This window comes from Lyngbya sp. CCY1209 (assembly GCF_035615495.1).
Taxonomy (GTDB): Bacteria; Cyanobacteriota; Cyanobacteriia; order Cyanobacteriales; family Microcoleaceae; genus Limnospira.
In genome coordinates this window covers 1-13,080 of sequence record NZ_JAJENU010000666.1, presented here as the reverse complement: position 1 = coordinate 13,080, position 13,080 = coordinate 1, and the positions used below count along the sequence as shown (strand labels likewise).

At 54.3% G+C, this 13,080-nt stretch carries 14 protein-coding genes and 1 pseudogene; 6 read left to right on the top strand and 9 right to left on the bottom strand.

The window, feature by feature from the left end:
• Window positions 1–4 precede the first annotated feature (4 nt).
• The 6 genes from LKE08_RS27475 to LKE08_RS27450 all read right to left on the bottom strand — a co-directional run bounded on the left by LKE08_RS27475 (window position 5) and on the right by LKE08_RS27450 (window position 4,860).
• A complete protein-coding gene (locus LKE08_RS27475; RefSeq protein ID WP_324707487.1) occupies window positions 5–1,177 on the bottom strand; it encodes a hypothetical protein in 1,173 nt (390 codons plus the stop codon).
• A gap of 262 nt (window positions 1,178–1,439) precedes the next feature.
• Complete coding sequence (locus LKE08_RS27470) at window positions 1,440–2,366, bottom strand: hypothetical protein (RefSeq protein WP_324707486.1); 927 nt, start codon at window positions 2,364–2,366, stop codon at window positions 1,440–1,442.
• A gap of 97 nt (window positions 2,367–2,463) precedes the next feature.
• Window positions 2,464–3,054 carry a CPBP family intramembrane glutamic endopeptidase gene (locus tag LKE08_RS27465; protein WP_324707485.1) on the bottom strand — a complete coding sequence of 197 codons (591 nt, stop codon included), beginning with the start codon at window positions 3,052–3,054 and terminating at the stop codon, window positions 2,464–2,466.
• 115 nt (window positions 3,055–3,169) lie between these two features.
• Window positions 3,170–4,225 (bottom strand): DUF3326 domain-containing protein, encoded by a 1,056-nt coding sequence (locus LKE08_RS27460; RefSeq protein WP_324707484.1) that lies wholly within the window; start codon window positions 4,223–4,225, stop codon window positions 3,170–3,172.
• Window positions 4,222–4,419, bottom strand: coding sequence for a hypothetical protein (locus LKE08_RS27455; protein WP_324707483.1), 198 nt, complete (start codon window positions 4,417–4,419; stop codon window positions 4,222–4,224). Before LKE08_RS27455 ends, LKE08_RS27460 begins: the two co-directional genes overlap by 4 nt.
• Before the next feature lie 120 nt (window positions 4,420–4,539).
• On the bottom strand, window positions 4,540–4,860 hold the full coding sequence (locus LKE08_RS27450; protein ID WP_324707482.1) for a 2Fe-2S iron-sulfur cluster-binding protein: 321 nt from the start codon (window positions 4,858–4,860) through the stop codon (window positions 4,540–4,542).
• A gap of 439 nt (window positions 4,861–5,299) precedes the next feature.
• Between LKE08_RS27450 and LKE08_RS27445 the strand changes: the two genes are divergently transcribed.
• Window positions 5,300–7,258 carry an ABC transporter ATP-binding protein/permease gene (locus LKE08_RS27445; protein ID WP_324707481.1) on the top strand — a complete coding sequence of 653 codons (1,959 nt, stop codon included), beginning with the start codon at window positions 5,300–5,302 and terminating at the stop codon, window positions 7,256–7,258.
• A 13-nt stretch (window positions 7,259–7,271) separates the two neighbouring features.
• Here the strand turns inward: LKE08_RS27445 and LKE08_RS27440 are convergent, their stop codons facing one another.
• The 3 genes from LKE08_RS27440 to LKE08_RS27430 form a co-directional block, all read right to left on the bottom strand.
• Window positions 7,272–7,625, bottom strand: coding sequence for a DUF6464 family protein (locus LKE08_RS27440; RefSeq protein ID WP_324707480.1), 354 nt, complete (start codon window positions 7,623–7,625; stop codon window positions 7,272–7,274).
• Between the two features lie 106 nt (window positions 7,626–7,731).
• The gene (locus tag LKE08_RS27435) at window positions 7,732–8,748 is read right to left on the bottom strand and encodes an ABC transporter substrate-binding protein (RefSeq protein WP_324707479.1); all 1,017 of its coding nucleotides are present in this window, start codon (window positions 8,746–8,748) and stop codon (window positions 7,732–7,734) included.
• Window positions 8,749–8,764: 16 nt separating this feature from the next.
• Window positions 8,765–10,021, bottom strand: a complete 1,257-nt coding sequence (locus tag LKE08_RS27430) for an FAD-dependent hydroxylase (RefSeq protein ID WP_324707478.1) — start codon at window positions 10,019–10,021, stop codon at window positions 8,765–8,767.
• 181 nt (window positions 10,022–10,202) lie between these two features.
• Here LKE08_RS27430 and LKE08_RS27425 point away from each other — a divergent pair, with 181 nt between their 5' ends.
• From LKE08_RS27425 to LKE08_RS27405, 5 genes and pseudogenes are all read left to right on the top strand, one after another.
• Window positions 10,203–10,373 carry a hypothetical protein gene (locus tag LKE08_RS27425; protein WP_324707477.1) on the top strand — a complete coding sequence of 57 codons (171 nt, stop codon included), beginning with the start codon at window positions 10,203–10,205 and terminating at the stop codon, window positions 10,371–10,373.
• A 47-nt stretch (window positions 10,374–10,420) separates the two neighbouring features.
• Window positions 10,421–10,597: a hypothetical protein gene (locus tag LKE08_RS27420; protein ID WP_324707476.1), complete on the top strand. Its 177-nt coding sequence runs from the start codon at window positions 10,421–10,423 to the stop codon at window positions 10,595–10,597.
• A gap of 216 nt (window positions 10,598–10,813) precedes the next feature.
• Window positions 10,814–10,993: a hypothetical protein gene (locus LKE08_RS27415; RefSeq protein WP_324707475.1), complete on the top strand. Its 180-nt coding sequence runs from the start codon at window positions 10,814–10,816 to the stop codon at window positions 10,991–10,993.
• Between the two features lie 194 nt (window positions 10,994–11,187).
• A complete protein-coding gene (locus tag LKE08_RS27410; protein WP_324707474.1) occupies window positions 11,188–11,994 on the top strand; it encodes a DUF928 domain-containing protein in 807 nt (268 codons plus the stop codon).
• A gap of 600 nt (window positions 11,995–12,594) precedes the next feature.
• Window positions 12,595–13,080: pseudogene (locus LKE08_RS27405) on the top strand (hypothetical protein); the annotation flags it as partial.

Genomic DNA, 13,080 nt, shown 5'->3' with positions numbered 1-13,080 from the left:
TTTTTTAATCCAAAAGTAAATCCAGTTCATCCTGCAAACCCTGCATTTCCTCGGCCGATGCCGCCGAAGATGCCGCCGAACTTCCCAACAGATCCCAGGGGTTGCGGCCGATGTGTTTTGCCCCCGCTTCCACGCCCTTTTGAGAGGCTTTGACGGTGGTTTTGGCCGTGGTGACGACGAATTTTTTCCACTTCGGATCGATTTCCTGCCAAATTGCTTGTAAAACCGATACCCCCAACAGTGCGGCTCCGACGGGGGGAAACAGCAGCACGGCGGTCGTAATCACGCCGGATGTGAAGGCACGGGGTCCCACTTCGGCGATCGCGCGATCGAGGGTTATTTCATCCTGCAAAACCTGAATAACCACGGGAAAAACTTCGACCCCGACGGTAAATCCGAGGGCTGCGACGGCGTTTCCCCCCATCAACTTTTGTAGCACTTTGATGGCGACACCGCGAATGAAGCCACTTTTCAAACCTGCGATGGTGACGGATAAAATTTTATCCAATTCTTCCCGGGCGAGTTCCTGTTCTCCCCGGCAATACGCCCCCAATACTTTGATCGATTGCAGTAAAATATTGATGCTGGCGTTGACAGCCGCACCTTCCACCCCCGCGCCACCAATTTCTCCGACGGTGGCGGCGGCATTCATGATTTCTGCGGCGAGATTGGGGTTTTCGGCGACCCAAACGGCGACATCTTGGGAGACGGGGATACTTTTAATCCCATCGACATCGATAACAACGACGGTTCCGGCGATGCCTTGATTTTCGACATTGGTGAGAATGTCGCCCCGGTAGTGGCCGGAGTTCGCCTGTTTTTCGACGTATTTGGCGGAACCCGCTTTGGCTTGAATTTCGGCGATGACTTCTCCGACTTTATCGACGTAGATATCGGGGCTGTATTTTGTGGTTCCGTCGGCGGGGATTTGATAGGCGCGAGAGTCGGAATTGTGGAGGGCGGCGTTAATGTTAAAACCGATCGCCTGCAAGTGCTCGAAGGCGAACCCGAACGCCTGGGGATTTTGGCTGATATTCCCGTCGCCTTTGTTGATCAAACCGGCTCCGGGTGTTATCATGGTTTTGGTTCCGTCCCGCACCGTTTGGGCGGCGGTGGAAACGTTTTGGGTGATGCTGGGGATCAATCCATTTAGAATGGCGTCGATTTTGTCTTTCATGGCCGGAATTGCAATGTTAATTCCAGCATATAATTTAACTCTCTCCCCGCCATCCGTGGATTTACGGAATTTTCAGGTTTTGGGATGTATCGATATTATCCGAAGTCTCTGAAAAATTTGAACCGCAGAGGCACGGAGGACACGGAGGGGGAATTCTATAGCAGTTGTCTATCTGCTGCGATACGGTCAGATCCCCCTAAATCCCCCTTGACAAGGGGGACTTTGAGTCAACCGGCGTATTGAAAATTGCCGTAGTATTGAATTACATCATACCGGATTCCTGGAGGGCTCGATTGAGAGGGTCGGAAACGTTGAGATATTCTGACCATTGCCAAAGGTAGTCCAGGTCGAGGCGTTCCCGTTGTATTTTGATTACACCCAATATATCTCGCCATTGTTTCTGGGATTCATTTTGGGCAATTTTCATCCATGCCAGCTTTTGTAAAATGGTATCTTCTGGAGTGCAAAGGTAAAAGGCTTTGTCCGGATTGTCTTCGGGGACGTACAATTGACGGCGGCTCATTTTTGATGTGGAAAAATCGTCGGTTCTGGAGATGAAAATATCGGCTTTTTCGAGGGAGTTTAAATCAATCAGGTTAAATGAACCGATTCGACCGGATATCGCATCTCTTACGGCTACATCACTGACATAAAAATCCGCTCCGAATGTTTGGATGAAGATTTCGACCTGAGAGGATTCGAGGTAGATGACCAAATCAATATCTTCGGTGAATCTGGCTTCTCCTTGCAGCGAACTGGCGACGGAACCGCCGATATAGTAGGGGATATTTAAGAGATCGAGTTTGTCGATGATTTTATAGGCGATCGCGATCGGATCTTCTATCATCAATTGCCCCCTTTCACCCAACAAGTTATTGTTGGCGTAAGTTTGAAACAGTTCTCCCCAACGTTTGCGGACGTACAATTGTTTGAAGGTTAAATTGTCGCAATTCGGGCATTGTTGCTGAATTCCCCAGCAGACTAATTTTATACCCCGTCGGATGATGCGTTGGAGAAAGGCAAGTTTTTGACCAGCGGTGAATTGGCGCGATCGCGAAAATTGCATCAATTCGGCATCGATGCTGGTGTCTTCCGATTGGGTTTTGTAATGGGTTAAATTGACGGGCGATCGCATCTTTTTCGGAAGTTTTTTGGGTGGAGATTTGAACCACAGAGACACAGAGGACACAGAGAGATTGAATGCTGAGTTGATCTCTAACAAGGAGAGGGATTGATGAAACTGATTGTTCTCAAAAATTTTGGGGGTTTGGGGGCGAGACTTTTGATTATTCCATCCCGCCGATATATTTCAACTTCCAAAGACAGCCGGAAATTAAGTTGGTGAAGATGTGGGCGACGATCGGAACCAAAAGGTTTCCCGTCACCAGGGCGCTGTACCCGAGCAGGGCGCCCACCACCGTCGCCCAGACGATGTAGGGCCACTGTTGGGAGCCGCTGAAGTGGAGCAAACCGAAGCAGATGCTCGACACGATTATCCCCACGGGATTGAGGCCGATCGCGGCAAAAATTGCCCCCCGAAATAACAGTTCTTCGCTCAAGCCGGGGAGAAGTCCCAACCAAATTAAATCCACCCACAATAGCGGCGTGAGTACCAATTTTAAATAAATGTCGGCGCTGCGACTGTAAGCCGGCCAAAGGCGGTACAGGATCGCGCTGGCTCCTGTGATGCCCAATCCGATCGCCAACCCCTGCAACAGCCCGAGTCCCGTCAATTTGACGGGGAGGATGGCAATATCACCGACAAATAATATCAGTTTGGCAACGATCAGCAACAGGAGAGCCGTTCCCCCCATCGCGACCAAAACCTGAGTGCGGGTGAAGGGTTCCAATTCCGGATTGTTGGGACTTTTTTCCACGATATTCGCCGTTTGAATGTGCAGTGCCGTGTCGCTTTAGCCAGTTCAGTTAAAATCTACAACTCCTAACTATCTTAACCCCCGACCCGCTTAATTCCTATCCCAAAGAGATGATTTAGGGAGTGTAGAGTCGGTTCAGGGAATGGATCTGGGGGCGCAGGTTGTCGGGGTCGATCCCCTGCCGCAGGGCTGCCAAAATGCCGATCGCCTCCAGATACGATCGCGCCGAGATCGCCTTGATGCCGATGGCGTCCGGTGGCGTTTCCATGCGGGTTCCGTTCTCCGCCACGGTGATAATTTTCGTGGCAGTCCCGGCAAAACTGAGAATCGCAGAACCCCCGCAGGCGGTTTCTGGAACCACCACCGCATCCACCGCATCCCCCCAAATGGCATCCGCCCCCGGTTTGTCCGCATATCGGGGGGCGCGGCTCAACCCCGCCAGGACGCAGGGGAGAAAGGTGTGGCCGATCTCCTCCGCCGCCGATCGCGGGGACAGATCCGGGTCGAGGGGGAGGGGCGAGAGGGCCGGGGCGTGGGCGCAGGGAATTTTGAACGTGCGGACAATTAAATGGCTGATGATGGCTTCCGCCCCCGCCAGGGGATCGACCCCCTGTCCGTGGCGGTACTGGGTGAGGGCGTCGCTGCCCTCGTCGTCGGGGAACCGGGCCACCACCGCGATCGCTTCGGCCCCGGCTTTGTCGATCAATTGTTGCGCCCCCCGCAGCAGGCTGTCTGGGTTGCCGATGGTGCCCCAGGATGCCCCGGACGGGGCGGTTCTCAGTTCCACGTTCAGGGGGGCGTCGGTGAGGGCGTAATCCGTCATGGCGATGCCCAAAGTGGCCCGGGCGGCGTCGGCGGCTTGCAGATGCCGCAGTCGCAGTTCCGGTTCGATCGCGCGATCGAGCAGCAACCCCACCCGGTTGCCGTGGACGGGTTGTAGGCCCCAATTTCCCGCCGCAAAGCGATCGAGAGCGTAACCCTCGACGTAGAGGGCGTTGGGTAGGGGCCAGTACAACCCGGCGCCGTTGAGGACGTTGGGATGGGTGATTAAGGTATCGCAGACCCCGGAAAGGGCGCGGGCGACGGGCAGGGCGTCCCCCGCGTAGCCCCCGATATCGGCCCCGACTCCGGTGGGGACGATCAGGACGGCGGTGTAGGGTCGGGCGGTCATTTTTGCACGGGGCGATCGCTTTCGCCGGTGGTGACGACCGCTTCGACGTGGGCGGTGTTTTTGTCGGGATCGACCCGGGTAACGGCCCAGCGCAGGGGTTCGCCCCGGGTTTCCAATTCCTCGGCGATCGCCTGATTTAATGCTTTCGGCGATTCTTGCAGGTCGATTTCGGCGGTGATAAAGTGGTGTGTCATCGGATTTCGTCTATTTCTCTGGCGTTTCTCAGGTCAAAGTCCCCCTTGTTAAGGGGGATTTAGGGGGATCGTTCGGATCTCATCCGCTCGAAAACCGCTATATATCGATATTCGTCAATTTTAGGCGGTTTGTCCGAATTGGCGATCGTAAACTTCGTTCTCTTTTTCAGTTTCGACGACGATATCGGAAAGGGGGCGGGCCACGCACAGCAGGACATATCCTTCCGCCTGCAATTCGGGACTCACGCCCATTCCTTCGCTCTGATCGACTTCCCCCGAAATCAGTTTACCCGCGCAGGTGGTGCAGACTCCGGCGTTGCAGGAATTGGGGAGGTCGAGTCCGGCTTCCTCCGCCACTTCCAGGATGAAGCGATCGGCGGGGACTTCGAGCTGGTGGGTTTGGCCTTGGTGGTGGATCTCCACCTTGTAGGTGTTGGACATGGTATTGTTCGCGAGCGTTCGATAATTTCGATTCGATAACTTTATAGTTTACCGGAGAGGCGGGCCGGATTTTTGCGATCGCCTCCGAATCAAATGGCAAACCCGTCCCGATTTTCCGAGCTACACTGGTGAAAAGTTTGTCAGGGTGGCTGTTCTCGAATTTCTGGGCCGTCGCGTCCCAGGGGTTTTCTGATGGACGGAGATCTCAGCTATACTGACAAGACGGCCGAAGTGCTTCGGGACGTTGCCCGCCAGCGGATTCCCGCAGGCGGTTCGTCGGCAACTTGCCGATCGCTTCCGATACCCCGAAGCAAAGCGATCGGCCCGGCAGATTTGACCCTCGATCCCCTCGATTGCGCCACCATTCTCACGCTCACCCGGGCATTTTCGCCCCATTTTTTCGCTGTCAAGCTACGGAAATTAGGTCCGAACCGAACACATGAATCGATTTGATAGTCAACTTTGGAGACGATTTCTCGCGATCGCCCAACCGTTTTTTTATCCCCTTGTCCCCAACGGTGGTAAAACCTTTTTATTGCTAATGCTACTGTTGCTGATTTTCTTATTTGCGGTAGCCTTCGTATTGGTGGCGGCTGTCACATTAGGAAGTCAGTTATTATTTCCCGAATTTTTTAACGGTATCGCGCCCGGTTTGTTGGGAGCTGTGCAGGCAGTGATTAACTCCCCCTATATGATCGTCGTGATTCTGATGCTCATCATCCCAATTCTGGGATTTTACGCCTGTCGCAATCAACTCTCAGACCGATGGAAACCGTGGGTGTTTTTGAGCGTCCTCCTGTTTATTTCAATTTCGGTCAGCGGATTGAATGTGATTATCAGCTATGTCGGCAACTTTTTCACGACGGCTTTGGCGGAGAGAAATGAAGATCAATTTTGGCGATTTCTCTATGTTTATGCCGGGGTGTTTGTCGTGGGAACGCCCATTGTCGTTCTGTACGGTTATACCCGCGATCGCATGGGTAACTTTTGGCGAAAGTGGCTGACGGGTCGCTTTTTAGATGACTATTTTAGCGATCGCTCTTACTATCAAATCGACGCCGAAAAGTCCGTCGATAACCCCGACCAGCGAATTTCTGAAGATATTAAAGCCTTCACCATTACGAGTCTGCGGTTTTTGCTGATCCTGTTGGGGGCAGTGATTGATGTTATTTCATTTACCGGGATTCTGTGGTCAATCTCCAAACAACTATCGGTTTTTCTCCTCGTTTACGCCGTTTTCGGAACGGCCATAACGGTCGTATTGGGACGGAGACTGATCCCCCTGAATTTCAACCAACTGAGAAAGGAAGCGGATTTTCGTTACGGTTTGGTTCACGTTCGAGACAATGCCGAATCCATCGCCTTTTACCAGGGAGAGGAACGCGAGAATCGACAAATTGGACAGCGATTTCTGGCGGCATTTAACAACTTTAACTTGCTGATCGGCTGGCAACGAAATGTGGATTTTTTCACCACAGGCTATCGCTACCTCGTGATTATTTTGCCATCGCTGATCATGGCTCCGATTTATTTCGCCGGAGAGATCCAATATGGGGATATTACCCAAGCCAATTTTGCCTTCGGTCAAGTTTTGGGGGCGTTTTCAGTCGTCGTCAGTCAAATTGAGCCCCTGAGTGCATTTGCAGCGGGAATCAACCGTCTGTCCGGGTTCTCGGAAGTGTTGGAGAAGGGCGATCGCGACAAGTCGGGCGATCGCATCGACATGAAGATTGATTCCCCCCTCGCCCTCCAACATCTCACCCTGGAAACCCCCAATTATCAAAAGACATTGGTTCGGGATTTATCCCTGCAATTGAAACCGAGTCGGGGGCTATTGATCGTCGGACAAAGTGGCGTCGGCAAAAGTTCGTTATTGCGGGCGATCGCCGGATTGTGGCGGTCGGGAACCGGGGTTTTGGTGCGCCCCGAACTGAGCGAAATGCTGTTCCTCCCCCAGCGTCCCTACATGATTTTGGGAACGTTGCGAGAACAGTTATTATACCCCCACGCCAACCGTCAGGTCGATGAAAAAGAATTGCGGGAGGTGCTAAAATTGGTGAATCTCACCGACCTCCCCGATCGCGTCGGCGGCTTCGATATCGAACGAGATTGGGCGAATATTTTGTCCCTCGGCGAACAGCAGCGCCTCGCCTTCGGGCGTCTGTTGATTGCCCGACCCCGCTACGCCATCCTCGACGAGGCGACGAGCGCCCTCGACATCAAAAATGAGGAATTGCTCTATCGGAAGCTCAACGAGATGGAAACCACCTACGTCAGCGTCGGACACCGCATGAGTTTGTTGCGATACCACCACCAAGTTTTGGAGTTGATGGGAGCCGAAAAGTGGCGCCTGCTTGCCGCGGAAGAATACGAAGCCGACGTCAGCTCATTTGCATAGCGCCAAACTCCGGCTATTCCGACTCGTAAAAGCGACAGTTCTCGCACGGACCGGCCGGATTGACGGCGCAGCGGACGAGTTCCGATCGCGCGTTGAAGCGACAACTGGCGTCGCCGATCACCCAATGTCCGTTGACGAGGCTTTTCTCGTCGGGCCGCTCTGCGGACTTGACGTAGAGAGAAATTTTCGACAGGCGATAACGGCCGGATTTTAAGTGGTAGCGGTGACGCCGCTCCAAAACGGTGTAAGTTTGACCCTTTAGATCCAAATAATGGCCGGGTTGGGGCATCCAATCAAACGACACATTTCCGAGGGACTTGCGCGGGTGGGTCACGATCACTTCGGTGGGCAACGAATCTGGCTCCATTAATCTTCCCCAAGATGAAACACCAATCAAATTTTATCCCATTTAATCGCCCCCATCCAAATTCGGACAAGTCACGGAACGATCGCCCGTCCGGGTGGTGCGATCGCTATAAAAAGCTACGATTCAATGATTTCGAGAGCGCCGGTATTCGGTCAATGATATGATAGGCGGCTAATTGATCGGCCACACTTTGCCAGCGATCGCCGTCGATTTCTCCCAAATCATCGGGGTTCAAGTCGCCCAAAACATAGGGTTCAACTCGTTCTAAAGACCGAATTTGGTAGTCCAAATTGTGATATTTTCCGCCCGGTTCTGCATAATAATCGACGATAATTTTCGCCGCTTCTATCCGGTCTTGAAACGCCATTTTCCACCCCGAAAATGTAGCCTGCAAAAATCGTCGCACGGTTTCCGGTTCCGTTTCCAGCAGTTTTTCGTGGGCAAAAATCACCTGGACATAGGTATCGTAGCCGTAATCGCCGAATTTCAAAACGTCGGGCGCGATGCCCGTTCGCGCGGCAAATCCGATGGGTTCGTCCACCGCATAACATTGCACGGCATCCAAATCCCCACTCCGGAGGCGATCGTATTTTTCATCCTCAGAAACCGGGACAATTTCGATCTGCCCGGGTTCGATGTGGCTGCAGTCCATCGCCCATTTCATCACCTCGGCCGTTGCCCCGTGCATCCCCACCCGCCCGCCGATCAAATCCCGCAGGCGGCGGATGTGGCGGTCCGGCATCGACATCAACCCCAGCGGCGAGTTCTGAAACATCGCAGCGATCGCCACAATCGGCTTTCCCGAAGCCTGGGCCTTCAAAATAACATCCTGTTCCGCACAGGCGATCGTCCGCGGGTCTGCCACCACGCGATCGGTCGCGGAAACCCCCGGTTTCCCAGGGCGAATTTCCACCGCCAACCCCTGTTTTTGGTACAGATCGTAATAGTCCGCCAACAACACTCCCGCAAATTGGACGTTATATTTCCAGTCCAACTGCATGACAATCTTTTCGGGGTTGAAAGGAGACTCGATGCCGGCAAAAGCGGGCTGAATTCTCCGACTCTCCGCCAATCCGGAGAGTCCCAAACAACCGGCAATGTAAAGAAAATGGCGACGTTTCATCAGTCAAAATTTTAACTTATTGAGAACGGGCAATTTTTGGCGGGCGCCCCATCAACCCCGTCATCAGTCGCAATGCCAGATGGCGGAACGATCGCACCTTTCGCAATCCCCACAACCCCCAGCGGCGGACGACGACTTTCGGCAACCAACTCCCGGAAAACGTCCGATCCAGAAAATCCGTCAAACCGAGAACCACCAGATTTTCCCGCTGTCGCCAGCGTTCGTATCGCTTCAGAACCCGGAGGTCGCCGATGTCTTCCCCCGCTTGGAAAGCCGTCTGCAGGATTTCGGCGATCGCCCCGGCGTCCCGGATTCCCATGTTCAAACCCTGGCCCCCGACGGGGTGGCAGCAGTGGGCCGCGTCACCCACCAACGCTAACCGGGGATTAACGTAGCGATCGCTCTGCATCAACTGTACCGGAAAAACGGCGCGATCGCCGAGCAGTTGCAACCGCCCCAACAGCCCCCCGGTGCGATATTCGAGCAATTTCAAAAATTCCGCCTCGTCCATCGCCTGCAACTCCCGGGCCTGGGCGTGGGGCGCCGTGAGCACCACCTGGCAGCGATTTCCCGGCAGCGGCAGCACCCCCATCGGTCCGGTGGGCCAAAATCGCTCGAAGGCAACGTTGTCGTGGTGCTTTTCGGTTTGGATGGTAAACGCGACGCAGGACTGCCAGTATTTCCAGCCGTGGGTGCCGATGCCGGCGGCTTGGCGAAGTTGGGATTTCGACCCGTCGGCGGCGACCACCACCCGGGTGCGGAGCGTCCGAATTTCCCCGTCCATTTCGATCTCGAGTTCGGCGCAATTGTCGCGATAACGGGCTTCGAGCATTTTTCCCGGACACAGCCAGCGGACGTTGTCGCACCCGTCGAGAAACTCGTGCATCGCCGTCAGGATGACCGAATGTTCCCCGACGTAGCCCAACGCCTCGGTGCCCAAATCCTGCGGGCGGAACTCCACCACGCCGGGATGGTCGCCGTCGCTGAGGCTGATCTGGTAAAAGGTCGTAATTTTGGGTACGATGCCGCCCCAAACCCCGATTCCGTCCAGGATGCGCCCCGTCTGCAACGTCAGGGCGTAGGCCTGCCGTCGGTTCGCCGCCATCGCTTTCGGTTGCGGTTCGACGAGGGCGACCCGCAGCCCTGAATCTTTCAAACCGCAGGCGAGAGTTGCCCCCACGATGCCGCCGCCGACGATCGCCACGTCGCAATCGAATTGGCGATCGGGCCGGACTCCGATTGAAGATGTTGCTTGTAATTGCCGCTCTGACATGGATGGATAGAAAGGATAATAAATCCGTTTTCAGAAATTCGATCGATCATAATTGTGACACCGAAGCCGAAAATTCGCAGGGCCTCTCGCTGCATAACTCCACCCCGGGCCTCCTAATTGCCAAATGAGGGGTCAAACCCCCCGCACACTCACCGCTATCTACACCCGAAGGAGAAACCCGATGACATCCAAAAGCGATCGTAACTTCAAAGGATTCGGACAACCCCCCAAGGCCCGCCCGGATCTGACCGGACGGGGCCGCCCCGGCCAACAAACCGACACCAGCAGCTATTTGTGGTCAAATCCCGGCGATCGCCGGGATGACCGACAATTTCCCCACCGGCGACATTAAAACCCGCCGCACCTCTGACCCCCATCTGCATCTGAAGGAGAAACCCAATGGAATCTAACACCGATCGCAACCATAATCCCAAAGGTATCGAACCGTCCGCCAAGGCTCGTCCCGACCTGACCGGACAGGGCCGCCCCGGCCAACAAACCGACACCAGCAGCTATTTGTGGTCAAATCCCGGCGATCGCCGGAATGACCGACAATTTCCCCACCGGCGGCATTAGAACCCGCCGAACCTCCCATCTATGCAGCCGCGGCCTGACTTAAATTGTCGCCGGGGCAGGTGTCGGGTCGAAAGCGACACTTTTCAATCAAACATTTGGTGATATTTCCGGGGGCGCGATCGCGCCCCCGCTTTCAATTTCGCCCCCCTACATAATCCCCGGCTGCCTTTCCTATAACAACAGTGGAACGACGTCGGCAACCCCGGCCGTGCAGAGATGAAAAAGTCAATCCTCAAAAAAATCCTGGAAGTGACCGTCTGGATTGCAGCCGAAATTCTCCTCAATTTGTTGGGACTCGACGATCTGGCCGATTATGGAGAGTATTTATTTTCACCCCAGGTTTTCGTCATCTCAAATCCGGTCATTTTTATCAGTTATGACCCCTGCGATCGGTGATCGTCGCGATCGCCCCATTTCCGTGAGAATGGGTCGATGTCCGCTGTCCCGAATGTCGGTCGGGCATTCAAAAGCGTGGTAGCTTAACAAGAGTGTGAAACTGCCCGCGACAGCGCACCGATCGCGAGTCCGAAACTCCGGACGGGAAACCATCAATTTTGTAGAGGTTGACACGAAGAAAGGGGGAAATCATAATGAAGCGTTTTGGATTGACTATTTTTCTGATGGCGGGCTTTGTGCTCGGCACCGTCGGCAACCCCATCGTCGCCCAGGACACGCGGTTCACTTCCACCCCGAACGCCGATTCCCGGCTCGACCCCATCCGTTTTAATGCCCCGGATCTGACGGGGGAGGGGCGCCCGACCGAAGGACACACGGATACCGCCACCCGGGGAAGCTGCAAGATTTCAGCCAAAGAAGTTTCGCCTCTGATGCCGCCCTCCCATCTCGGATTGACCGACGCGGGACGCCCGACGTTTTGGTTCTCGATTCCTTACGGCGAGGAAGAATTCGATACGTTGAATTTTACGTTGATGGAGATTCACGAACAGGGTTCGGTGGCGATCGTCTACGAAAAAATGATCGAAGCCCCGACTACTTTGCCGGGGGTGATCGGCATTTCTCTGCCTGTGGATGTCCCGGAATTGGAAGTGGGAAAAACTTACGATTGGTCTTTGGATCTCTATTGTATCGATCCGATGGCGACGGATCTCGGCGGCCAGCCCAATGCGACGATCGCGGGCGGTATTATCCGCCGAGAGGTTCCATCCGACCTGAAACGGGCTCTCGAAGCGGCGACGACTGCCAGGGAACGGGCGATCGCCTATGCCGAGCACGGTTTCTGGTACGATACCCTCACCATCCTCGCCGATCTCAACCGCAGCAATCCCGGCGATACTACCCTCGTCGCCGATTGGAACAGTTTGCTCTCGGATGTGGAACTCGCCGACATCGCCGCCGAACCGATCGTCGAGTGTTGTTTTGTGGAAGAAGACGACTGATACCGTGCGGGTTTGTTGAAATTGTCACGTCAAAATAACAAATCGATAGCAGCAGGGGGCGATCGCATCCATCAATGGGCCGACGCTCTTTTTTTATGGCTCCCTAAATCTGGGTTCCGGCATTTCTTTGTATGGCGGTCAGTTCGCGTCACGTTCGCACCCGTCATGGGTTTGGGAATTCAGTCCGCTCCTGACCGACTCTCGTCGTGCCGTGGCGACCCGCTATCGGGGATGGCGGTTGCAATATCGGCGATCGCCACAATCCCCCCGCTGTAGCACGTTTATGCTACTGCAAAACTGTGACTGTGCAATCCACTGATTTGGGATTATTCTGGTGATATTAGAACTCTGCATCTACCGGCAATAAGTCGTTTCCAGAAATTCCAACTGAACGATTTTATGCCGCCACTTGTACGAAACAAACGGACAATTTTGGGGAGATTTAAACAGTCAATACTTCCCGAATAGTCAATTAATGGAAAGATATTTTTCTCCCGATCGCCCACAAATAATTCACACAAATTTCCAGAAAATTATGGGCGGAAATGGGCGAAAAAAATGGCTGCAAAATCTGGAGTTACAGAGACAAAGGAGAATGGTATGGATTCTTTAGACAAGGATATTTTGGAAACATCCGAATTTGAAACACTTCGCACCGCATCAGATTCCGACACCACCGAGCGCCACCGCGACCATCCCGGCGATGGGATAGCCGAAAGCGAAACCCCCCCGGAGGTCGCCGAATATGCCCGGAATCAAGTGATCGTCAAATTCAAGTCCGATGCCGATTCCGGCGATCGCAACGACATTCTCAACGATCTGGGTGGAGAAGTGGTCGAAACCACCCAAAATTTGGGCATTCAACTGTGGCAAATTGAGGGCGGTGTCGAAAGTGCCATCGCCGCCTACGAAAACCACCCGGCGATCGAATATATCGAACCCAACTACATCGTCAACATCAATTCCACCATCCCCAACGACCCGGAATTTTCCCAACTGTGGGGACTGCACAACACCGGACAGACCGGGGGCACCCCCGACGCGGACATCGACGCCCCCGAAGCCTGGGACGTGCAAACCGGCAAT